The organism is Fictibacillus fluitans (assembly GCF_030418125.1).
Lineage (GTDB): Bacteria > Bacillota > Bacilli > Bacillales > Fictibacillaceae > Fictibacillus_C > Fictibacillus_C fluitans.
In genome coordinates, this window is the sequence record NZ_JAUHTR010000001.1 from 708,912 (window position 1) to 730,771 (window position 21,860).

Here is a 21,860-nt window from a genome sequence, read left to right on the forward strand (position 1 = left end):
TCCATTCTTTACAGCATAAAAAAACACCCTACTTTGGAAGTAAGGTGTTTTTAATATAACTTTTTTCAATTATCTACGGCGATTTCGGTTACGGTTGCGAAGGAAAGTCGGTATATCCAGCGTATCCGCTTCATGTTGCGAAGGCGGAGCCTGCCTGCTTTCGTTTGTTACTTCCTCGCGCTGGCTGTTCTGGCTTGCCGGTGCTTTAGGCGGCTGCTGCTGGAATTTAGGGCGCTGTGCCTGGGCCTGCATCGCCTGCATATTTTCTCTTTCATCAAATCCGGTAGCGATGACAGTTACGAGGATCTCATCCTTTAGATCCTCATTGATCACAGAACCGAAGATCATGTTAACTTCAGGATCAGAAGCTGTAGACACAATATCAGCGGCTTCGTTGACTTCATAAAGGCTGAGGTTGGCCCCGCCGGTAATATTCATCAGCACACCTTTGGCACCGTCGATCGATGTCTCAAGCAATGGTGAAGAAATGGCTTTGCGCGCCGCTTCAGCTGCACGGTTTTCCCCGGTGGCAATCCCGATACCCATCAGTGCAGAACCTTTTTCCGTCATAATGGTTTTAACATCGGCAAAGTCAAGGTTGATTAATCCAGGTACAGCAATCAGGTCGGAAATACCCTGAACACCTTGGCGCAATACGTTATCCGCTTCACGGAATGCTTCAAGCATCGGTGTGTTTTTATCCACAATCTCTAGCAATCTGTCATTTGGAATCACAATCAGCGTATCTACTTTTTCTTTAAAAACGCTGATCCCGCCAATGGCCTGGGTAGAACGCTTGCGTCCTTCAAATGTAAACGGGCGTGTTACTACCCCTACTGTCAATGCTCCCATTTCCTTGGCAATTTCAGCAATAACTGGAGCCGCACCTGTTCCGGTTCCGCCTCCCATTCCTGCTGTTACAAAGACCATATCGGCACCGCGCAAGGCTTCTTCAACCTGTTCCCTGCTCTCTTCGGCCGCTTTTTTCCCGATATCAGGATTAGCACCGGCTCCCAATCCTCTTGTTAATTTGGAACCGATTTGCATCTTGATCTGAGCTTTAGAAAGATTAAGAGCCTGTGCGTCTGTATTGACACAAATAAACTCTACACCTTGTACTCCATGCTCAATCATGCGGTTAACAGCGTTGCTTCCGCCGCCGCCAACTCCGATTACTTTAATTGTCGCTAATGAATCCATGTTCATATCAAACTCTAACATGAGCGTTCCTCCTAATGACTAGTTAACCCTGTCTCTTATTCGAAAAATAAACCAAACCAGTTTTTTACTTTGGATTTCATACCGCCTCCAGCTTTTTCGCTTTGTTTGGCGGGCTGTGGCTGTTTCTTGCGCTGCTGCTGGACTTCTGCTCCTTCTGTAAGGGCAGAAGCGACCTCTTTACCCTGTACCTTAATATTTCGGTACGTAAACTGTATGAGACCGATTCCTGTGGTGTACTGAGGCTCTCTCACCCCTATATAATCCGGCAAGGAAACTCTGACATTATTCTGGAAAATTTCCTGTGCAAGTTCAAGCAGGCCAGGCATGGCCGCTACGCCCCCGGTAATAACAAAGCCTCCCGGAAGATCGCCATAACCTTGCCGAATCAGCTCTTCATCCGCCAATTCAAGCATTTCCGCAATGCGGGCCTCAATAATTAAAGCCAAATCATACTGGCTGATTTCCTGTTCTGATGATGATCCAATTTGAGCGACTGAAAAGGTTTCGTCCTTGGACGCATGGTCCACAAATGCATGTCCATGTTTCAGTTTGATTTTTTCTGCATCTTCTGCTGTCGTCCGGAGACCAATTGAAATATCCTTGGAAATAAATTCGCCGCCAAAAGGAAGTACTGTAGTCATCTGCATGGTGCCTTGATCGAAGACTGAGACCGTCGTGGAACCGCCTCCGATATCAATTAAAGCCGTTCCCAAGTCCATTTCATCTCTTGTCAGGGCAATGGATGCAGTTGCCAGCGGTTCAAGGCAGATATCTGCCACTTGCAGCCCGGCTCTTTCCACACACCTTAATAAATTATGTAATATGGTCTTGGATCCTGTTACGATTGTACCTTCCATTTCAAGCCTGACTCCAAGCATTCCGCGCGGATCAATAATTTCATCTGTTCCATCTACAATAAACTGCCCAGGTATGACATCAATAATTTCCCGTTCAGGAGGAATTGAAACCACTTGCGCTGCATCAATCACACGTGCAATGTCTTCATCTCCGATCTCCCGGTCCTCACTGGAAACGGCGACAACACCGTGGCATGGCTGAAGCTGGATGTGGTTTCCTTTTACGCCTACTATTACTGCATTAATCGGTATACCAAGCATACGCTCCGCCTGGTCTACTGCTTTTTTTATGGAACGAACTGTTTCATCGATATCAACAATAGATCCCTTTTTTATTCCTGCTGATTTTGAGTGACCTACACCAATTACATTAAAGGATTCACTGGTCATTTCTCCAATGATAACTTTAATATTGGATGTACCGATGTCTAAACTCACATAAATCTCATTGCTGTTCATTCTTTGGCACCTCCCTAAGTTTAAAATGTCCGTTATACACTATTCGTTTATCCGTTATGTAATTATATCGGTATACGAGTGGGTTAATTAAGAAATAAATTCCACAAACAAGGAATATTCCCTCTTTTTTTTCTTAAGTTTTTAAGAAAAGTTAACTCTTTTTTCTTGATTCGCTCCATTTCGAAATAACAAGCCGTCGAATGACAGCTATATTATTAAACAATCTCACGCCAAATGCAAATATAGCAGCTAAATATAAATCAATGCCCAGATGCACGCCGAGATAAGCGAGTGCGGCAGCGAGCAAAATATTGAAGAAAAACCCGCTGATGAACACTTTATCTTCAAAATTCCCCTGTAAATGTGCACGGATGCCGCCGAACAATGTGTCCAGCGCTGCCAGTACTGCAATGGACAGGTAGTTGGAATATTCGAGGGGAATACGTATTTCTGACAAAAACCCCAGCACCAAACCAATGATTAAAGCCAAAACCGGCAGCCACATTTACAATTCCTCCTTTGCCTGCTTCATGTATTTCACACGAATGGGTTTGTCGTAAGCAGGCAGTGTCAGCTGGTTTTCAGGCTTAGAATCAATATAGAGGTTTTCCCTTACAAAGTCTTCAGCAGATTCCGAGGCAATAATCTTATTCTGAAGTTTTTGCGCATCATCAGACAGAACCTTAATCTCAATAGGGAAGGAAGAAATTGGCTGGTTGTTAATGTACGTTTCCCCATTTACCTCCCTGATGGGCGTGGTCGTGATGATCCGCTGTCCATCCACTGAGATATCTTTAGCATCATATCTGTTAAGCTCATTGATTAACCTTCTGATTAATTCCGGATATACTTTAGGCATTTCACCCTCATTAAAGGGTTCGATAGTAATTACAATTCCTTGTCCGCTCACTTCTGTCAAACCTGCTTCTTCTTTTAAATCATCCAGCGCTTGCTGCATGGCCTCTATTTTTTCTTTCTTCCGCGACTGCTCATAATTGTCGAGCAGGGCCTGGTATTTATTGATTTCATCATTCAAATCCTGCTGCCTCTGTTTTTCCTTTTCAAGATCCGCACGAAGCTCCCACGTGTCTCTGGTGTCCCTTGTGACCGGATTGTTGGTTGTCTGAAACTGAACAGCAAGCATCAGGCCGAGAATACACGCAACACCAGAAAACACTGCCCTTCTTTTTCTGTTCAATTTGCTCATCCTTCTTTGCTTAAATAAGGATCCATTGTAATTTCATCCTTCTTTGCGATTCGAACCTCTACTCCATCGTTGACCAGTTCATTGACGACAGAAAGGTTCAGGGATTTTTCAAGGACCGTTTTGTCACCAATCGCCGAGATCGTAAACGGTGCGGGATACTGGTTTCCGTCCACACTGACTACTGGCCCGATGCAGCTGATGTAGCTTGTATGGGAGATTCTTTGCCCGTTGACCGCTACCGCTTCGGCACCCGACACGAGCATTTCATAAATGACGCTTCGGATATGTTCCTCATGGACAATATAATTGTTCGGATTTTCTCCTTCCGGGATATAAGAAGCATCCGATAAGGTCACTTCAATTCCAGGGCCTTTCACTTTGATCCCGCCGGTTACTTCTCTCAGTTTCTTCAAATCTTCCACCAGATTAAACGATTTTTTCTCCTGATCGGCCAATTTGTTTTCCCTGTTTTGAATCTGAAGCTGGATTTTTTTTAATTCATTGTTTAATTCCCTGTTCGTTTTCTGTGTTTTCAAGATTTCACTCCGTAAGCCGTCTTCCTGTTTCCACTCGCTGCTGGTCTCGTGTGTACCCGCCTCTTTCTTCGTCGTCTGGTATGAATACGATAAAAAAAAGCCAGTCACGAGCATAATGATTGAAAAGAAAACGTACTTGCCAGTCGGTCTCACTCTTTCGGTGCCTCCTCATCGCCGTATTCGCGGAAGTACGTACTGATATCCATATTAATGACCCCTTTTCGATGAGGTCCAAGCTGCTGGACAATCGAAGGGTATTCCTCCATTTTTCGCGAAAAATGGCTGATGGAAGAACGGACCACATAGCCGTCAGTCATGTACAAAACGATTTTGTTGCCATTCCTGTCCTTGTTGTCCAATTGGATCTCGGAAATTCGGTGTGCAATCCCCTGCGGCAGCTTGGCGAGCTCCTTCGCCATTGGTTTCAGCTCACTTTTATCTTTCCAGCCTGCTATGATAGGGGCATTGACAGGCATGAATTTCTTATCCATATGAGCAAGTACTTTACCGCTCTCCAGCACAGGATAATATCTGTTTTTCTCCTCAAGGTAAGCCACTCTATGGTATTCCTTCACTTGAATTTGGAGATGGTTATAAAACGATTTATGTACTGCAACAGAGGAAACTTCCTGCAGTTTGCCAATGTTTTTCTCGATATCTTTATCCGAAAGGTTCAGGAAACTGGTATGGGGTTTGATTTTTCCGGCTTTGATAATCGCCTCGTCACTAATATTTTCATTTCCAGTCACCGATATTTTTTTAATATCACTGAAACTGGATTGAAAATAGACAAAAATCATGATCAGCAAAAAGAAAAGGGACAAGTAAATAACCATTCTTCTGTTCGTTTTTTGTTTCCGCTGTGTCTTTAATTTGGGAATACGGTCTTCAATAGGCACAACCTTCTGCTCGTCCATGTCCTTCCCCCATGTAAATGCAAATAACTGAACACATTCCTTCTTATGGAAAGAGGAAGAAAAACAGCAGTTCTTCAGCTGCTCTTCTTCATCTTCAAAGGTCAACATCCAGTTTGAGTCAAGTCTATTAAATTATAACATAATTCAAAGGACCCGATGTGGCATTTTTTAGCTTTTCCTGCCGATAATCTCCACTTCGGTTTCAATATCAATATTATGCAGCTCTTTTATTTTTTTCTTGATCAGGGAAATCAGCCCGAGCACGTCAGCAGCCTTGGCATCTCCTGTGTTCACAATAAAGTTTGCGTGCATATCAGAGATTTGCGCACCACCTACTGTGGTTCCCTTTAATCCCGAGGATTCAATCAGCTGGCCGGCATAATTCGGAAGCGGATTTCGAAACACACTTCCGCAGCATGGGTGATTCCAAGGCTGCGTGTTTCTGCGGTAATCCTTGTTCTTCTTCAGCTCTGCCATAATGGTTTCACGGTCGCCTTTTTCCAGTACAAGTACTGCTTCCACACATATTCCACCTGTTTTTTGCAGGATGGAAGTACGGTATGAAAATTCCATTTCTTCGTTCGTATACCACTTTAGTTCTCCATCAGGCATAAGAACGAGTGCTTTTTTCAAAATTTTAGACATGTCTGAGCCGTGGGCACCCGCGTTCATGAATACCGCGCCACCGACAGATCCCGGAATTCCTGCAGAAAATTCAAGACCAGAGTAGCCTTGCCGCGACAATACAGTTGCCAGTTTCACAATGGAATAACCGCCGCCAACTGTAAATTCATCGCCATTTTGTACAAGTTCGTCCAGCCCGTCCCCGAGCTTGATGACAACTCCCTCAATTCCTTCATCGGAAACAAGCAGGTTGGATCCTCTTCCGATTGCTCGGAAAGGTACTCCTGAATCCTTAATGTACCTCATCGCTTTTTTTAGAGAATCTGTGCTGTCTGGTTCAAAAAACAGATCAGCAGGTCCTCCGATTTTTAATGTTGTATAATGTTTCAGCGGTTCGTTTTCCAGAACTTTTCCCAAGTTCTCGGCCCGCAGCTGTTCTGCAAGTGTCGTCAAAAAAATCCCCCCTATATTCTGATTATTGCTCTATGATGTTGTATTTGATTGATTTCCTTTTTACGCCTGGCGTTTTATGTTTTCCATCAGTTTAACCACGTTGGCTGCGGCCTGGGGCATTCCGAGTTCTTTGGATGCCTGGTGCATATGCTGCCAGTTTACCTGATTATCCAATATACGGTCCACTTCTTCAAGCAGCCGGGAGCCGCTCATGTCCTTTTCAAGAACCACAACCGCTGCGCCGTTCTTTTCCAGCGCCCTCGCGTTCTTTTCCTGATGGTTGTTGGTTACATAAGGACTCGGTATTAAAATACTAGGAATTCCTAGCGCCGTCAATTCCGCAATGGAGGTAGCGCCGGCACGGGCCACGACAAGGTCAACCCCGGCAAGTAGTTCCGGCATATTATGAACGAATGGAACGATAGTCACATTCTTCGGGCTTCCCGACTGGTTTACCGCAGTCAGTACATTTTCGTAATGAACGTCTCCGGTCACATAAACGAACTGATAGCTTTTCTTGCCTGCTTCCGAGAGCACGTTAAGAAAAGCTTCGTTGATCGGCTTCGCGCCACGGCTTCCCCCGACAATCAATACCGTCTTTTTCCCGGAATCCAGGTTTAAGGACCGTTTCCCTTTTGCACCGTCCGTGCCGATCACTTCTGACGCACGCGGATTACCTGTAAAAACCACCTTTTCCTGTGGAAAGAACGACGCACTCTCTTCAAACGAAATCGCGATCTTCTTCACATACCTGCTCAGGAATTTGTTGGTGAGACCCGGCACACTGTTTTGTTCATGTATAAGGGAAGGGACGTTCAAACTGCTTGCCGCATAGACAACCGGTCCGCACACATAACCCCCTGTTCCTACTACCACATCCGGCTTAAATTCTTTCATGATTTTCTTGCACCGTGAAACTCCTTTTAAAAACCGCATCACGGTTTTGGCATTTTCCATGGAAAGGCTTCTCTTGAAACCGGTAATGTGGATGCTTTTAAAAGGGATATTCTCCCTGGGTACGAGCTTGCTTTCCAAGCCTTTTTCCGTACCAATATATAAAATCTCCGCATCGGGATGAATTTTTTTAATTTCCTTTGCCAGTGCGAGTGCAGGGTAAATATGCCCCCCTGTACCGCCGCCGCTCAATACAATTCTCATAAAGCACCTCCGTTACCTGTATAAAAACAATACAGCCCTGTCATCACACTGACAGGGCATGTGAAAGACAAATAAAGTTATAGCCGCTGACACCGTGGCCCTTAAACTGCAGCTGTTTCACTTTTTTGTCCATAAAAATCGGGCACATACTTTTGCATTTAATACTTGGCATACCGGCTGATATTGAGCAATACACCGATGGAGGCAAGCATCAGGGTCAATGATGAACCTCCATAGCTGATCAGCGGGAGCGTAATCCCTGTTACTGGAATCAAACCTGTAACCACTCCTATATTGATCATCACCTGAATTGCAACCATACCGATAATTCCAATCGCCAGAAAGCTTCCAAACAAATCAGGAGCCCCGAGAGCAATGCGTACGCCGCGCCACAGCAAAATACTGAACAAAAGAAGGACGAGCGCTCCGCCGATGAAACCAAGTTCCTCTGATAAAATGGCAAAAATAAAATCCGTCTGCGGCTCGGGCAAATAACCAAACTTCTGCCGGCTTTGTCCGAGTCCGAGTCCCATCAAACCACCTGGCCCGAGTGAATAAAGGGACTGGATAATCTGAAAACCGCTGCCCAGCTCATCGCTCCAAGGATCCAGAAAGGATGTAATCCGTTTAATCCGGTAAGGAGCTGATATAATCAGGCCCGCAAAGCCCGCCAGTCCCACAAAGCCCAGTCCGACAAAATGGGAGATCCTTGCTCCTGCCACAAAGATCATGACAATGCTGGTTCCTACCATGACGGAGCCTGTTCCAAGGTCTGGCTGAAGCATAATCATGGCAAAAGCGATCATGACAAGCCCGAGTGTCGGAATCAGGCCTTTTTTAAAGGAAGTAATCTTTTTCTGGTGTTCTGCCAAATATTTGGCCAAAAAAGTAATCATTGCAAGTTTCATAAACTCTGAAGGCTGAATGGAAAAAGCACCAACACCTATCCAGCTTCTTGCGCCTCCCCGAACCATCCCCACACCGGGAATCAGCACACCAATAAGAAGGACAAAACAAATAACCAGAAGTATCTTTGCCCAGGTGCGCCAGGTCATATAATTCACATTCATGATGAAAAACATGGCGGCCACCCCTACCCCGGCAAAAAGCAACTGCCGCTTGGCAAAGAAGAACGGATCATTGAACTTCACCAGCGCCCAGTCCGCACTGGCGCTGTAAACCATAACAATGCCTATGGATAATAAAAGCAAGGTTGTGCCAATTAAAATAATGTCCGGTGTGCTTCGTGTCGCAGGCAAAAGAAACACCTCAACTCTACTGTATTTGCTCGTTCCAAAACCAGCATGTACAAACTCTATTTAAGTTTATGCACAGAGTTGATAAAGATGTCCCCTCTTTGTTCAAAAGTTTTAAACTGGTCCCAGCTTGCACATGCCGGGGAAAGAAGGATAATATCGCCTTCAGAAGAGCTCTGATATGCGGCAGGAACGGCTTCCTCCACATTATCAACCAGTTTGATCTCTTCTATTCCCGCCGCTTTGGCGGCACGCTCAAGCTTCGGTGCCGTCTGGCCGAATAAAATTATGGTCTTGACTTGTTTCAGCTGAGGAATGAGGTCATCAAATTCATTACCCCTGTCCAGCCCGCCTGCAAGCAGGATGATTTTTTGGCCGAATGCTGAAATCGCCTTTTGAGTGGCCAGAATGTTTGTCGCCTTGGAGTCATTGTAGAACTTTCTTCCTTCGATGGTTTCCACAAATTGAAGGCGGTGTTTTACACCTGTAAAAGTTTTCAATGTTTCTTGAATTTGCTCATTCGTCGCACCTGCGAGCTTGGAAGCAGCGACCGCAGCCAGAATGTTCTCCAAATTGTGCTGCCCTGGGAGCACAATTTCCTTCAACTCAATAATTTCTTCCTCTTTAAAATAAAGCTTTTCTGCTTTTATGTATGCCCCGTCCGGACATTCCGATTTCACAGAAAACGGCACTTTTGCCCCTTTTGATTGAAGAGCAAGCTTCGTTACCATTGCATCATCCTGGTTATAAATGGAAAAATCATTTTCATTCTGATTGCTGAATATTTTACCTTTGGCTGCTGCATACTCTTCAAACGAGCCATGGTAATCAAGATGCGCTTCAAACAGATTAAGGAGCACAGCGATTTTTGGCGCAAAGGCACTAGTTCCCATCAATTGAAAACTGGACAGTTCCGCTACAATAATCTCCGATGCCGTGGAACGGTCGGCCACTTCACTGAGAACGGTTCCGATATTCCCTGCAACAACCGGCTTTCGACCGCTGTTTTTCAGCATTTCGCCAACCAGTGTTGTCGTTGTTGTCTTGCCATTTGATCCCGTAATTCCAATCATATCCGCTCGCGACACAAGCCCTGCAATCTCTACTTCAGTGATCACAGGGATTCCCCGTTTTACAGCTTCACTTACAATTGGGTTGCTGTAAGGAATTCCGGGATTCTTAACCACAAAATCGGTTGCACGTTCCAATAAAGCAACAGGATGTTCTCCGCAAATCACCTCGTACCCTTCATTTGACAAAATCTTAGCCTGCTCATTTTCTTCAAATGGTGTACGGTCATTTACAATGACTTCGGCTCCATAAGACTTAAGAAGTTTGGCTGCAGCAAATCCGCTTTTGGCCAACCCCAGAACCAGCACATGTTTCCCTAAAAAAGCATTCATTTCATTCATTTTTATACCCACACCTCTAAATAGATTCCAAGGGCTGCAAACAGCAGACCAACACCCCAGAATGTTACTACAATTCTCCACTCCGACCAGCCACTGAGTTCATAATGGTGGTGAAGAGGACTCATTTTAAAGATTCGTTTTCCTCTTGTCTTAAATGACGCAACCTGAAGCATAACGGACAAGGTTTCAATAACAAATACCCCGCCGATAATTACAAGGAGCAGCTCAAGCTTTAAAATAATAGCAATAGCACTAATGGCTCCGCCAAGCGCAAGCGATCCGGTGTCTCCCATAAATACTTTTGCAGGATGGGCATTAAACACGAGGAAGCCAAGAACGCCTCCTACTACTGCAACAGAGAACAGAGCCGTTTCATAATGATGAAGGTTCGATGCCAGCACAGCAAAAGCACCAAAGGCAATAGCTGCAGTACCGGAAAGAAGCCCGTCAAGTCCGTCGGTCAAGTTGACAGCATTTGAAGCTCCGATCAGCATGACGACTACGAGAACGGGATAAAACCAGCCGACATCAAAAGAAAAATCAGTTCCCGGAACGTTAATTTCGGTAGAAAAGCCGGTTTTGACCAGGCCGATGTAGAAAATGGCTGCAATCACCAGCTGGCCAACAAGCTTTTGCTTGGAGGTCAGCCCCAGATTCCTTTTCTTTACCACCTTAATAAAATCATCGAGAAAGCCGACTATCCCATAACCTACGGTTACCAGCAAAAGGAGGTGCGTTTCTGTTTTCAATCCGAAAAACTTCCATGTCATGATATATGTGGCGAGTGCGAGAGCCACAATGATAATAATACCACCCATAGTTGGTGTACCTGATTTTTTTTGATGCGATTTGGGCCCCTCTTCACGTATGCTTTGCCCGAATTTCAATCTTCGCAAGAACGGAATAAAAAATGGCGAGCTTAATACAGCAATGAGAAAAGAAGCAAGAAGTGTAAATAATAGAACCTGTTCAATCATTTCCCTGCCTCCTGGACATCATCAATAAATGGTTTCACTATGGATTCAAGCGCCATACCGCGTGATGCTTTAAATAAAACAACTGTGTCTTCTGATAAAAGAGATGAAATGGCTCCAGCTGCTTCTTCCTTGTTTGAAAACACGGAAACATTCAGGCCAGGGATGTTTTTGTTCTTGATCTCTTCGCCAATCCATTTGCCTTTTTCACCTACCGTTATGACGTCCGAAATGGTTTCGTCAATATGGGACGCGACTCCCCGGTGCATTTCTTCTTCGGTTGGTCCAAGCTCATACATATCACCGAGCACCAACACTTTTTTCTTATAATTCGGCAGGTTTTTAACTGCCTCGATCGCAGCAACCATACTCGTTGGGCTGGCATTGTAAGCATCATTGATCAGAAGCGCTCCGCGCTGTCCGCGATATTTTTCCAGACGCATGTTCGTGAGGGTGATATTTTTCAGCCCTTCATTAATCGCACTGTCTTCAATGTTCAAGTAATGCCCGACCGCTATGGAATAGGCAGCATTTTTCACATTGTGTGTACCTAAAAGCGGCAAGGAAAAAATGGTTGATTCTCCTTCAAGGCCGAAAGTGAACCCATTTTCGTCGCCTTCCTGATCCACAATTTTAACTGTGCAGTCCTCGTTATATCCGCATTTAAGAACGTTTGGCGAAGAAAGATGGGAAAGAAGAGGTTCATCTCCATCCACGATCAGCAGGCCGCCTTCTTTCAAACCGTCTTTAATCTCAAGCTTTGCTTTTGCGATACCTTCCCGGCTTCCCAGAAATTCAATGTGGGACTCACCGATATTGGTCACGATCGCCAAATCAGGCTGTGCCAGCTTGCTGAGCAGTGAGATTTCTCCGAAGCTGCTCATTCCCATTTCAAGAATAAGAACTTCCGTATCATTGTCCATTGAAAGGATTGTAAGCGGCAGCCCTATATGATTGTTGTAATTACCTTTCGTTTTGTGCGTTTTAAAGGAGGTGGAAACCACAGCTTCAAGCAGGTCTTTTGTTGTTGTTTTCCCATTGGAACCCGTAACACCTATCACAACAGGTTTGACCTTTCTCAAGAATACCCTTGCCGCCTGCTGAAGTGCTTCAACGGTATCCTTTACGAAAAGTAGAGGAAAGGTTGGATCAAGCTCATGGGGAATTGGTGTTCCTTCCTGCCAAAAAGAAGCTGCCGCTCCCTGCTCAATCGCCTGCATTAAAAAACTATGCCCGTCAAATTTCTCTCCGGCAATCGGAATATACAGCGACTGCGGGGAACTTTCTCTTGAATCCTTGGTCACTCCCTGAATCACTGTATTCTCAATATTTCCGCGTGTGGACGCGGCTATCCCTATCAATTCTTTTAAATCGAGTTTCATTACTATTTCGCTCCAATCGCTTCTGCAGCTACTTTCCGGTCATCAAAATCCAGCACATCTTTTCCAATGATCTGGTAGGTTTCATGTCCTTTTCCGGCAATTAAGATGATATCATTTTCTTCTGCCAGGTTAACTGCATAGTTGATCGCATCTCTGCGGTCCGTTATGACTTTATATTCTTGGTCTTTCACGCCAGCTTCCATGTCCTGCAATATGGCTTCTGGATCTTCTGTCCGCGGGTTGTCTGATGTAAAGATGGCAATATCCGAATAGTCAGCCGCAATCTTTGCCATCAATGGGCGTTTTGTGCGGTCACGGTCCCCGCCACAGCCTACGACCGAGATGACTTTTCCTACCGCAAACTCTTTGACAGTAACCAGCGCATTTTCAAGACTGTCAGGTGTATGGGCATAATCAACAATTACGGTAAACCCCTGGCCCTCGTCCACCGTCTCAAACCGGCCCGGTACTCCCTTAACATTTTCCATGGTGCTGATGATGGAGTCAATCGGAATTCCCGATAACAGTGTGGCCGAGACAGCAGCCAGCACATTGTATACTGAAAATTTGCCCACAAGCTTGAGTGAGACCTGTTTTTCTTCAAAAGGTGTAACCAGTGTAAAGGTTGTGCCTTTTCCGGTCACCTTAATATCCTTCGCCATAATATCACTTTTTTGTTCAATGCCGTAAGTTAAAATTTGAGCGGCTGTCATTTTCTCAAATTCTTTGGATGCTTTATCGTCGCGGTTTAGAATCGCGATTTTCTCCTTCTTCCCGGCGTATGTATTGCCAAGCTGCGCGAACAGAAGACCTTTTGCTCTCAGGTACGTTTCCATATCCTTGTGATAATCCAGGTGATCCTGTGTAAAATTAGTAAATACGGCAATATCGTAATCACAGCCCCGAACCCGGCCCATGTCAAGAGCATGGGATGAAACTTCCATAACCGCCGCTTCCACCCCTTGATTATTCATTTCTTTAAATGCCTTTTGCAGAAAAAGAGATTCAGGAGTGGTATTCGCGACTTTATGGCTCACGCCGTTTATTTTCATATCGATGGTGCCGATCATCCCTCTTCTTTTGCCCGCATCTGCAAATACCTGCTCAATCAGATGGGAAGTTGTTGTTTTCCCATTAGTGCCTGTCACGCCGATCAAATGCAGCTTTGTGGTGGGATGATCATAGAAGACATTGGCCAGAACCGCCAGAGACCTTTTGGTATCATTAACGATAATCACCGGCACTGACTCAACGCCTTCCAGCGGTTTCTCAGCAAGAATGGCAGAGGCTCCGTTTTCAACTGCCTGCCTGGCATAATCATGCCCGTCTACCGTGTAGCCCTCGATGCATACAAACAAACTTCCAGGACCTGCTGTTCTTGAATCCATTTCAATCGATGCAATTTCTACGTTCATTTCATCATCCGTTTTATAGTTTATTAAATGATTTACTAGTGTTTTAAGTTCCACGTTATCAAGACCTTTCTAAAAGTGTTCTCCTCAGAAAAAGAAGCCATGGCTTTCGCCTGGCTATTTTGCATTCTTATCTATTTTAATCCTCCGAACCCGGTTTGTCACCCATAAACAGGCGAATAACCGATCCGGGTTTCAGTTTTACGCCAGGAGCAGGGGCCTGTTTAACAATATACTTTCCGCTTCCTGAACTCTGGATTTTCAAATCATACAATGAACCCTTTATTTCTTTGGCTGTTTTTCCGACCAGGTTGGGAACCGTGATCAGCTCCTGATCCAGCCATGATTTTTTCTTTTCAATCTGATTCTTTCTTTTTTCAACTCCCATGGCCCGAAGGCTGTCATCGATGATCTTCCCGACAATCGGGGCTGCGACCGTTCCACCAAACTGTATTGTATCTTTGGGGTTGTCAACGGCAACGTACACAACAAGCTGCGGATCATCTGCTGGCGCCATACCGATAAATGATACAATATGGTTGTTTTGAAGGTACTTCCCGTCCTTGGCTTTCTGCGCAGTTCCGGTTTTGCCTCCGACCCTGTATCCATCAACAAAGGCATTCCCTCCAGTACCCTGGGCAACAACAGTTTCCAGCGCATGACGAACCTCTTTGGATGTTTTTTCGGAGATGACCCGCCTCTTCAGTTTGGGTGTCTGTTTCATTACGGTTTTCCCTGTAGCCGGGTCCACCAGTTCTTTGGCAATATAAGGTTCATACAGAAATCCGCCATTTATGGCTGCGGAAACCGCAGTGATCTGCTGAATGGGTGTGACCGATACTCCCTGGCCAAAAGCAGTGGTAGCGAGTTCGAGCGGTCCTACATTTTTTATATTAAACAAGATCCCGGTTCCCTCTCCCTGAAGGTCAATGCCGGTTTTCTGTCCGAAGCCGAAGTTTTTGATATAGGAGAAAAGTTTCTCCTTACCCAGCCGCTGGCCGAGAATAACAAAGCCAGGGTTGCACGAATTCTGTACCCCTTCTAAAAAGGACTGGCTGCCGTGTCCTCCTCTTTTCCAGCAGCGCAGCTTTCTGCCTCCCACTTCAATGGAACCAGGATCATGAAAATGCTCCTTTTCCAGGTCTACTCTGTTTTCTTCAATGGCCGCAGCGAGCGTGATAATTTTAAACGTAGATCCTGGCTCATAGTTCGCCCAAACCGGCAGATTCCGGTTATAGACCTCGGGGGAAACCCTCCGGTATTCTTCCGGATTAAAGTCCGGCCGGCTCGTCATGCCCAAAATCTCTCCTGTATTCGGATTCATCGCAATAGCTACGGCGCCGTCCGGATTATATTTTGCCTGAGCAATGTCGAGCTCCCGTTCAATGATGGTCTGAACTTTTGAATCAATGGTCAATTTAAGATTATAGCCATCTTTTGGCCGTTCATAATCATCTGAAAGCGAAGGCATGCGACGTCCCCTTGCATCGGAGAAAAACGAAACATGTCCCTTTGTGCCTTTTAGTTCCTTGTCATAGTAGGCCTCAAGCCCCATCAGCCCCTGATTATCGATACCGGCGAACCCCAGTACATGGGAAAGATAGCTGCCATATGGATAATGTCTTTTGCTGTCTTCTGCAATAAAGACACCGGAGAGATTAAGTTCCCTTACCTGGTTTGCCTTTAGATTGCTGATTTTTCTTCCACCCTGATCCATGCGGATGATGGAAGACCTTTTTGTTATTTTTTTATATACATCAAGCTGGGAAATGTCCAGCACAGCAGCCAGCTTCTTCGACGTTTCCACAGGGTCATTTATTTGTCTGGGGATCACGAAAACAGTAGGGGCACTGACATTGGTCGCCAGCGGCACATCATTCCGGTCGAGGATTTCACCCCGCTGCGGTTCAAATGGAATGTTCCGGCTCCAGGAGTCGAGCGCTTTCCCCGTTAGCCAGTCACCAATTACAAACTGCACATACCCCAAGCGGACACCAATAATAAAAAAGATACAAAGGCCGAAAGTTAATACCAAAATTAATCGCCTACGCACCGTCACATTTGAAACACGCACATGATTACCTCCTCCACATGGCTCGTTCCAATATATGCTTGTACATAGGCGATTAGAACGAAGGACGATGCTGATCAGTCCTTCATTATTTCTATTGAGATGCTCCGCCTTCTTCTTCGTCACTCAGATTGACAGACGGCATTTCAGGCTTTTGGAAATCAACCGTGAGATAATCTTTCTCTTTGACAATTGAACCCTTTTTCAGACTTTGACTAACGGCGTAACCCGTTCCTTTAACCGAGGTGTCCAGGTTCATCATCTTGGAAAATTTCAACACGTCGGAAAGTGACCAGCCTGTAAGATCCGGCATTTGTACATCACCATCCATACGCAAAATGACCCTCTCGCCTGGAAGCAGGCGGGATCCGGCTGCGGGTTGTTGGGAAACAACCTCTTCACCACTTCCCAGCTTCACAGGTTTCATCCCTGAGCTTTTTAATTCACTTTCAGCGGCAGATGACTTTTCATTAGTATAATCATTTATTTTAACCGAGCTGTCTGATACCGCTTTTTTCTCTTTCTTTTCTTCTTCCGGTTCAATATTCATATACTGAAGGCTGTTTTTCATAACGGTTGTAAAAATATCGGCAACCGGGTAGGATCCCAGCTCCGTCGGCTTAAGATGTGGCCGGTCAACCGCTACATAAACTAGAAGTTTTGGGTCATCTTTTGGTGCCATGCCCATGAATGAGAAAATATTTTGCCCCCAGCCATGTGCATATTGGCCGGTCTCTTTATCTACCACCTGTGCGGTCCCCGTTTTTCCGGCAACGGAATACCCTTTGATCTGATAGGGTTTCCCAGTTCCTTTTGTGACAACCGTTTCAAGGATATCTCTTTCCTCTTTTGCTGTTTCAGCCGAAATGGGATTTCCTACAACTTCCGGTTTATGATGCAACAAGACTTTCTTGGTTGCCGGATCGACTACCTTGTCGATGACAAACGGCTTCATCATCTTTCCTCCGTTGGCAATCGCAGTGGCCGCCTGGATCTGCTGGATCGGCGTAACTGTGGTACCTTGTCCAAAGGCTGTAGTAAGCTTTTCAATTTCATAATTATATAGAATTCTTCCTGATTTTTCATTTGGCAAATCAATGCCTGTCGGCTTGTCAAGACCGAACTTTTTCAAATAGTTCAGCAGCCGGTCATAGCCCAGCTTCTCCCTTGCAAGCTTGGAAAACAGAACATTGGAAGAGTTTTGAACTCCTTCATTGAAGGTAATTGTTCCCCATCCTACTTTATTATGATCACTGATCGGACGGTTGTGCGGGATTTTATATTGCCCGGACTTGTACGTTTCGTTGCCGTTGTAAACTCCCTCTTCAATAGCGGCAGCCAGTGTGAAGATTTTCATGGTAGAGCCTGGTTCATATGGATCTGAAATGGCCCGGTTTGTGAAGTCTTTGATGTTCCTCTTGTTTGGATTGAATGCCGGCCTGTTGCTCATGGCAAGAATCTTCCCTGTTTTCGGATCTGCTACAATACCGATAATTTTCTCAGGGTTGTACTTCTTATCGGCTTTGGTCATGGCCTGTTCCAGGACAAGCTGAATCTTTTCATCCAGCGTTAAGTAAACATTTGAGCCGTTTTTAGGCTTTTTCACTTTTTCTTTTGGATCCGGAAGTTTCACACCCTTGGTGTCACTTTTGAAAGACAGGCTTCCATTGGTTTCTTTTAAGTATTTATCAAGCGTCTTTTCAAGCCCCAATGCCCCAGAGATGTCATTTTGTCCGGTTTCATTGGTGTAGCCGAGAACATAAGGGGCAAACGTTTGATTAGGGTAATATCTCTTGGTTTCTTCCTTAAACTCCAAGCCATCAATATTCAGCTTGTCGATTTTTTCCTTTTCGCTGTGGCTTAGCTGTCTTCCGCCCGGCACCTGCACCTCAAAGCGTTTCTGTTTAGAAAGTGTTGTTTCAATTTCATCCGGCTCCCGGTCGAGTATGGGAGCTAACTGCTCAGCCGTCTTTTCAGGATCCTTAATATGAGGAAACTTCTTATCCAGAACGGCATAGAGCGTATAAGACGGAATGTCTTCAGCAAGCGGCTGGCCGCGGTGGTCATAAATCGTCCCGCGGTTTGCATCCAGCGTTTGATACCTTGTCCACTTTTTCTCCGCATAGGCGGCCAAATCAACATTCTCTATATTTTTGGTATAGGCGATATAGAAAAACCTTCCAACCAACACAAAAAAGAGCAGGATAAATACAGCTAATATCGCCCCTGCTCCCCAATTGAATTTAAATTTTTTCTCCATTTTCAACACCTGAATCCCGCTTTAATTTTCCAGCACTTTTACGTTTTTATCGTTAAGGGTCATCCCGAGCTTTTCTTTAGCGATTTTTAGGATTCTGGTTGGATTGCTTAGTTCTTTAACCTGGAGATCAAGGTCGTCCACCACTTTATTTTCATATGAAATGGATTGTTCCACCGATTGAATACTGGAATTTACTTTGTAAATGGAAGCATAACTGGAAACCATAAAAATCGCACCGGCGATCAATAAAAGGGATGCAAAACTCCACAGAATTTTTTCCCCTTTTGTTACACGTGAGGTTCTTACTCTGGGCTGAGCCTGAGGCTGCTGCACATAGGTTTGCTTTGGTTCTTGTTGCTGTCTCTGTGTTTGATACGCTAAATTACTCACCCATAACTCTCCTTTATTTTTGTTTTTCTGCGATTCGCAGTTTGGCCGAACGTGAACGTCTGTTGACATCAATCTCTTCTTCACGTGGTAGTATCGGCTTTCTCGTGATGTTCTTTAACACAGGCTGGTATTCCTCCGGTATGATGGGCAGCCCCGGCGGCAGTGCAGGGCCTGTGCTGTGTTTTTTGATAATCGTCTTACAGGCTCTGTCTTCAAGTGAATGGAATGTGATTACACTGAGCCTGCCTCCCACCGACAGCAATTCAATAGAATTTTCAAGCGCTTCCTCAAATGCATTCAATTCATCATTTACAGCAATCCGTATGGCTTGGAAGGTTCGCTTTGCCGGATGCCCTCCCGTTCTTCTGGCAGGTGCAGGTATTGCATCTTTAATTAATTCCACCAGCTCTCCGGTCGTCTCAATGACATGATTGCTGCGGGCAGCTTCGATTTTCCTTGTGATTTGCTTTGCGAACTTCTCTTCGCCATATTGAAAAATAATTTTAACAAGCTTTTCATATGGCCATTCATTTACAATTTCATGAGCTGACAAAGCTGCGCTTTGGTCCATTCTCATATCTAGCGGCGCATCGTACTGATAGCTGAAACCCCGGTCTGCTTCATCCAGTTGCGGAGAAGAGACGCCAAGATCAAACAGAATTCCATCCACTTTTGTAATTCCACGTTCCTGAAGTTCTTCTTTAATGTAGCGGAAATTGCTTTTGATGATGGTGAAGTTTCCTTCATAATCTTGAAGTGCAGCTTTTGCATGGTCAATGGCCGTGTCATCCTGGTCGAAAGCAAACAAGTGGCCTGATGTCAGTTTTGAGAGTATTAATGCGCTGTGGCCTGCTCCTCCAAGAGTGCAATCAACATAAACTCCGTCTGGTTTCACATTTAGTGCGTCAACGGCTTCTTCTTTCAGTACAGTTATATGGTCAAACATGTTGTTATCCTTCCTTGTATGTAGTCAGAGAGCTTGGGAGGCTACAGGTCGAAGTCCATAAGGCTCTCGGCAATTTCACCAAAAGATTCCTCGGAGGCTGCAAAATAGTTCTCCCAAATCGATTTGCTCCAAATTTCAATTCTATTCGATACACCTATCACTACGCAATCTTTTTCTAGTTTGGCGTATTCTCTGAGCTGTGGAGCTACATTTACTCTCCCCTGTTTGTCCAACTGGCATTCTGCTGCACCGGAAAAGAAGAAGCGGGTGAAAGCTCGTGCATCTTTCTTGGTAAATGGCAGACTTTTTAGCTTTTCTTCAATAACCTGCCATTCTTCCAGGGGATAGCCGAAGATACACTGGTCCATTCCTCGTGTAAGAATAAAGGTTGAGCCCAGGCTCTCACGGAACTTAGCAGGAATGATCATGCGTCCTTTTTCATCGATGTTATGTTGATATTCACCCATGAACATAGGACATCCCCCACTTTCTCCCCTAACTCTACCACAAGGCCCCACTTTCCACCACTACCAAATTATTCGCCGGCAAAAAAAAGAATCCTGCTGTCGCAGCAGGATTTTTTTTAAGGATAATTATGGGTGCTTTTCCTATTCTAAACCTATGGCAGATATACCAGTTTATGCCTGCCATTAAACGACAGGTTTGCATTTGCGAGCTGGCCGATCCAGCCGCTCCCATACCGGTTGATATAAAAGAAGGCATTCCACACTCTTTCCTGAAGCACACTGGAAGGGGCAAGGTCATTTTGAAGCTGATCAAAAACTGAAAGAGGCTCCACAAACTGCTTTCGAACCGCATGGTCCATCTTGGTGTGCAAATAAGCGATTTCTTTTTTAATACGATTCAAATTGACTTCCGATACCTTCTGAAGAGAAGGACTGATTTCGGCTGCCAGGGCCCTCATCCGTTCATGCGCTTTTTCCATTTCAGCAACCGTCTCAGCAAACACCTTCTCCGTTTCATACGGCTTATGGTTGTCATACCACTCTTGTTTACTGGATTCAGTTCCTTGCTCAAGAACCTTTCTTGCGGTTAAGCCGGTTTCTTGCATCTGTTTCTCGTTTTTCTCGGAAATAAGCGTGATGGACAGCCTTGGAACGAGCGGAGGCATTTTAAAGCCAAACAGATGAAAAACTTCTTTCAAGGCAGACCAGTAGGCAATTTCACCGGAACCTGCTATAAAAGCCAGGGTTGGAAACAGGCTTTCCTGCATGACTGGGCGTGTAACCACATTGTTGCTGAACAATTCTGGTTTATCCTTGGTACAGGCTAAAAGTTCCTGTGAACGATACGATACTTCGTTGTTTTTCGTATGAAAATCTCCATTATCGTTTCGGAAAATCAGCTGCCGCTCCTGATTATGGTAAGTAAACAGATGGGCATTATTTTCCTGAAGCTCCATCGGAGCAGGCAGCCCTATTTCTTCAAGCTTCCCCATTCCTCTTACAAATGCCTGATCAAGCTCTTGGTTCCGGGACACCATTTTTTCCAGCATTCCGGACTGAAGCCGCTTGAAATGAGGTTCACCCGAATCCACCACAATTAACCCGAACTCCCCAAACAATTCTGATATAAACTGGGCAAATGAATGAACCACAGTTTTTGAGGAAAGAAAGGTTTCTTTAACCTTGGAAAGAAGTTGTTTGGTTTCAGCCGTCTCTCCGAATTCCCTAAAAACAGATTCAGCCCACTCGGCCGCTTTCCCGCTGTCCCATTCCATTAATGTGGCAGACGTTTTCAAAGCATTCAGAGGAGGTAATGAAAGTTTATCCGGATGACCATTTTTCAGGACATTCACATGGTTGATTTCATCATAATCATGATCTTCCCCCGCAATCCAGAACACAGGGACAACAGGAACTCCGAGCTGGCGTTCCTGCAATCTGGCAAATTGTATGATACTGATGCACTTATGAACAGTAAGAAGTGGCCCGGTCAGCAGTCCGGCCTGCTGACCGCCGATAACAGTTACGGTTTTCGGATCTTTCAGTTTGTCAATGTTACGCATTGTTTGTTTTGAACAGGAAAATTGAAAATTATAATCAGAAAGATAATTCGCCAATTTTTCCCGTTCAAACTCCCGGCTGTTGAGATCCCGGATTCTTTGTTCCATGATATCCTGAGAATACCGCGGATAGTCATAGAGGTGCTCCACTTTAGGGTCAGCAGCTGAATAAGATGATGCTATTTGATTTTTATCTTGCAGAGGGAATTCATCGATCCTCATAAAAGTACGTCCTTTCTCTATGTATGCAACTGCTTATAGAGTATAGCAAACTAAAGTATCTCCACCAAAATGAAATG

The 21,860-nt window shown here is 45.0% G+C and carries 19 protein-coding genes; all 19 read right to left on the reverse strand.

Going from position 1 to position 21,860, the window contains the following annotated elements:
• Window positions 1-69: 69 nt before the first annotated feature.
• The 19 genes from ftsZ to bshC all read right to left on the reverse strand — a co-directional run bounded on the left by ftsZ (window position 70) and on the right by bshC (window position 21,783).
• Complete coding sequence (gene ftsZ, locus QYB97_RS03430; protein WP_301164533.1) at window positions 70-1,221, reverse strand: cell division protein FtsZ; 1,152 nt, start codon at window positions 1,219-1,221, stop codon at window positions 70-72.
• 35 nt (window positions 1,222-1,256) lie between these two features.
• Window positions 1,257-2,537, reverse strand: coding sequence for a cell division protein FtsA (ftsA, locus tag QYB97_RS03435; RefSeq protein WP_301164534.1), 1,281 nt, complete (start codon window positions 2,535-2,537; stop codon window positions 1,257-1,259).
• A gap of 151 nt (window positions 2,538-2,688) precedes the next feature.
• Window positions 2,689-3,042 carry a small basic family protein gene (locus QYB97_RS03440; RefSeq protein WP_301164535.1) on the reverse strand — a complete coding sequence of 118 codons (354 nt, stop codon included), beginning with the start codon at window positions 3,040-3,042 and terminating at the stop codon, window positions 2,689-2,691.
• On the reverse strand, window positions 3,043-3,735 hold the full coding sequence (locus QYB97_RS03445) for a DUF881 domain-containing protein (RefSeq protein ID WP_301164536.1): 693 nt from the start codon (window positions 3,733-3,735) through the stop codon (window positions 3,043-3,045).
• 5 nt (window positions 3,736-3,740) lie between these two features.
• A complete protein-coding gene (locus tag QYB97_RS03450; protein WP_356948165.1) occupies window positions 3,741-4,394 on the reverse strand; it encodes a DUF881 domain-containing protein in 654 nt (217 codons plus the stop codon).
• Between the two features lie 35 nt (window positions 4,395-4,429).
• A complete protein-coding gene (locus QYB97_RS03455; protein ID WP_301164538.1) occupies window positions 4,430-5,197 on the reverse strand; it encodes a cell division protein FtsQ/DivIB in 768 nt (255 codons plus the stop codon).
• Window positions 5,198-5,365: 168 nt separating this feature from the next.
• The gene (murB, locus tag QYB97_RS03460; RefSeq protein ID WP_301164539.1) at window positions 5,366-6,274 is read right to left on the reverse strand and encodes a UDP-N-acetylmuramate dehydrogenase; all 909 of its coding nucleotides are present in this window, start codon (window positions 6,272-6,274) and stop codon (window positions 5,366-5,368) included.
• A gap of 60 nt (window positions 6,275-6,334) precedes the next feature.
• Complete coding sequence (gene murG, locus QYB97_RS03465) at window positions 6,335-7,432, reverse strand: undecaprenyldiphospho-muramoylpentapeptide beta-N-acetylglucosaminyltransferase (RefSeq protein WP_301164540.1); 1,098 nt, start codon at window positions 7,430-7,432, stop codon at window positions 6,335-6,337.
• 158 nt (window positions 7,433-7,590) lie between these two features.
• A complete protein-coding gene (gene spoVE, locus QYB97_RS03470) occupies window positions 7,591-8,691 on the reverse strand; it encodes a stage V sporulation protein E (protein ID WP_301164541.1) in 1,101 nt (366 codons plus the stop codon).
• A 56-nt stretch (window positions 8,692-8,747) separates the two neighbouring features.
• On the reverse strand, window positions 8,748-10,100 hold the full coding sequence (gene murD, locus QYB97_RS03475) for a UDP-N-acetylmuramoyl-L-alanine--D-glutamate ligase (protein WP_301164542.1): 1,353 nt from the start codon (window positions 10,098-10,100) through the stop codon (window positions 8,748-8,750).
• A gap of 2 nt (window positions 10,101-10,102) precedes the next feature.
• Complete coding sequence (gene mraY, locus QYB97_RS03480; protein WP_301164543.1) at window positions 10,103-11,077, reverse strand: phospho-N-acetylmuramoyl-pentapeptide-transferase; 975 nt, start codon at window positions 11,075-11,077, stop codon at window positions 10,103-10,105.
• Window positions 11,074-12,456 (reverse strand): UDP-N-acetylmuramoyl-tripeptide--D-alanyl-D-alanine ligase, encoded by a 1,383-nt coding sequence (locus tag QYB97_RS03485; RefSeq protein ID WP_301164544.1) that lies wholly within the window; start codon window positions 12,454-12,456, stop codon window positions 11,074-11,076. Before QYB97_RS03485 ends, mraY begins: the two co-directional genes overlap by 4 nt.
• Before the next feature lie 2 nt (window positions 12,457-12,458).
• The gene (locus QYB97_RS03490; RefSeq protein ID WP_301164545.1) at window positions 12,459-13,925 is read right to left on the reverse strand and encodes a UDP-N-acetylmuramoyl-L-alanyl-D-glutamate--2,6-diaminopimelate ligase; all 1,467 of its coding nucleotides are present in this window, start codon (window positions 13,923-13,925) and stop codon (window positions 12,459-12,461) included.
• Window positions 13,926-14,007: 82 nt separating this feature from the next.
• Window positions 14,008-15,942, reverse strand: coding sequence for a stage V sporulation protein D (locus tag QYB97_RS03495; protein ID WP_301164546.1), 1,935 nt, complete (start codon window positions 15,940-15,942; stop codon window positions 14,008-14,010).
• 91 nt (window positions 15,943-16,033) lie between these two features.
• Window positions 16,034-18,199, reverse strand: coding sequence for a penicillin-binding protein (locus tag QYB97_RS03500; RefSeq protein ID WP_301164547.1), 2,166 nt, complete (start codon window positions 18,197-18,199; stop codon window positions 16,034-16,036).
• Between the two features lie 21 nt (window positions 18,200-18,220).
• A complete protein-coding gene (gene ftsL, locus QYB97_RS03505; RefSeq protein WP_301164548.1) occupies window positions 18,221-18,589 on the reverse strand; it encodes a cell division protein FtsL in 369 nt (122 codons plus the stop codon).
• 13 nt (window positions 18,590-18,602) lie between these two features.
• A complete protein-coding gene (gene rsmH, locus QYB97_RS03510) occupies window positions 18,603-19,535 on the reverse strand; it encodes a 16S rRNA (cytosine(1402)-N(4))-methyltransferase RsmH (protein ID WP_301164549.1) in 933 nt (310 codons plus the stop codon).
• A 41-nt stretch (window positions 19,536-19,576) separates the two neighbouring features.
• The gene (gene mraZ / locus QYB97_RS03515; protein ID WP_301164550.1) at window positions 19,577-20,008 is read right to left on the reverse strand and encodes a division/cell wall cluster transcriptional repressor MraZ; all 432 of its coding nucleotides are present in this window, start codon (window positions 20,006-20,008) and stop codon (window positions 19,577-19,579) included.
• Window positions 20,009-20,154: 146 nt separating this feature from the next.
• Complete coding sequence (gene bshC / locus QYB97_RS03520; protein ID WP_301164551.1) at window positions 20,155-21,783, reverse strand: bacillithiol biosynthesis cysteine-adding enzyme BshC; 1,629 nt, start codon at window positions 21,781-21,783, stop codon at window positions 20,155-20,157.
• Between the last annotated feature and the right edge of the window lie 77 nt (window positions 21,784-21,860).

What these genes read in the sequence shown, in the direction of transcription:
- QYB97_RS03485 (WP_301164544.1), bottom strand. Translation starts at nt 12,456, where the DNA reads ATGAAACTCGATTTAAAAGAATTGATAGGGATAGCCGCGTCCACACGC.
- murG (WP_301164540.1), bottom strand. Translation starts at nt 7,432, where the DNA reads ATGAGAATTGTATTGAGCGGCGGCGGTACAGGGGGGCATATTTACCCT.
- bshC (WP_301164551.1), bottom strand. Translation starts at nt 21,783, where the DNA reads ATGAGGATCGATGAATTCCCTCTGCAAGATAAAAATCAAATAGCATCA.
- ftsZ (WP_301164533.1), bottom strand. Translation starts at nt 1,221, where the DNA reads ATGTTAGAGTTTGATATGAACATGGATTCATTAGCGACAATTAAAGTA.
- QYB97_RS03450 (WP_356948165.1), bottom strand. Translation starts at nt 4,394, where the DNA reads ATGCTCGTGACTGGCTTTTTTTTATCGTATTCATACCAGACGACGAAG.
- mraZ (WP_301164550.1), bottom strand. Translation starts at nt 20,008, where the DNA reads ATGTTCATGGGTGAATATCAACATAACATCGATGAAAAAGGACGCATG.
- QYB97_RS03440 (WP_301164535.1), bottom strand. Translation starts at nt 3,042, where the DNA reads ATGTGGCTGCCGGTTTTGGCTTTAATCATTGGTTTGGTGCTGGGGTTT.
- QYB97_RS03455 (WP_301164538.1), bottom strand. Translation starts at nt 5,197, where the DNA reads ATGGACGAGCAGAAGGTTGTGCCTATTGAAGACCGTATTCCCAAATTA.
- mraY (WP_301164543.1), bottom strand. Translation starts at nt 11,077, where the DNA reads ATGATTGAACAGGTTCTATTATTTACACTTCTTGCTTCTTTTCTCATT.
- murD (WP_301164542.1), bottom strand. Translation starts at nt 10,100, where the DNA reads ATGAATGAAATGAATGCTTTTTTAGGGAAACATGTGCTGGTTCTGGGG.
- QYB97_RS03500 (WP_301164547.1), bottom strand. Translation starts at nt 18,199, where the DNA reads ATGGAGAAAAAATTTAAATTCAATTGGGGAGCAGGGGCGATATTAGCT.
- ftsA (WP_301164534.1), bottom strand. Translation starts at nt 2,537, where the DNA reads ATGAACAGCAATGAGATTTATGTGAGTTTAGACATCGGTACATCCAAT.
- rsmH (WP_301164549.1), bottom strand. Translation starts at nt 19,535, where the DNA reads ATGTTTGACCATATAACTGTACTGAAAGAAGAAGCCGTTGACGCACTA.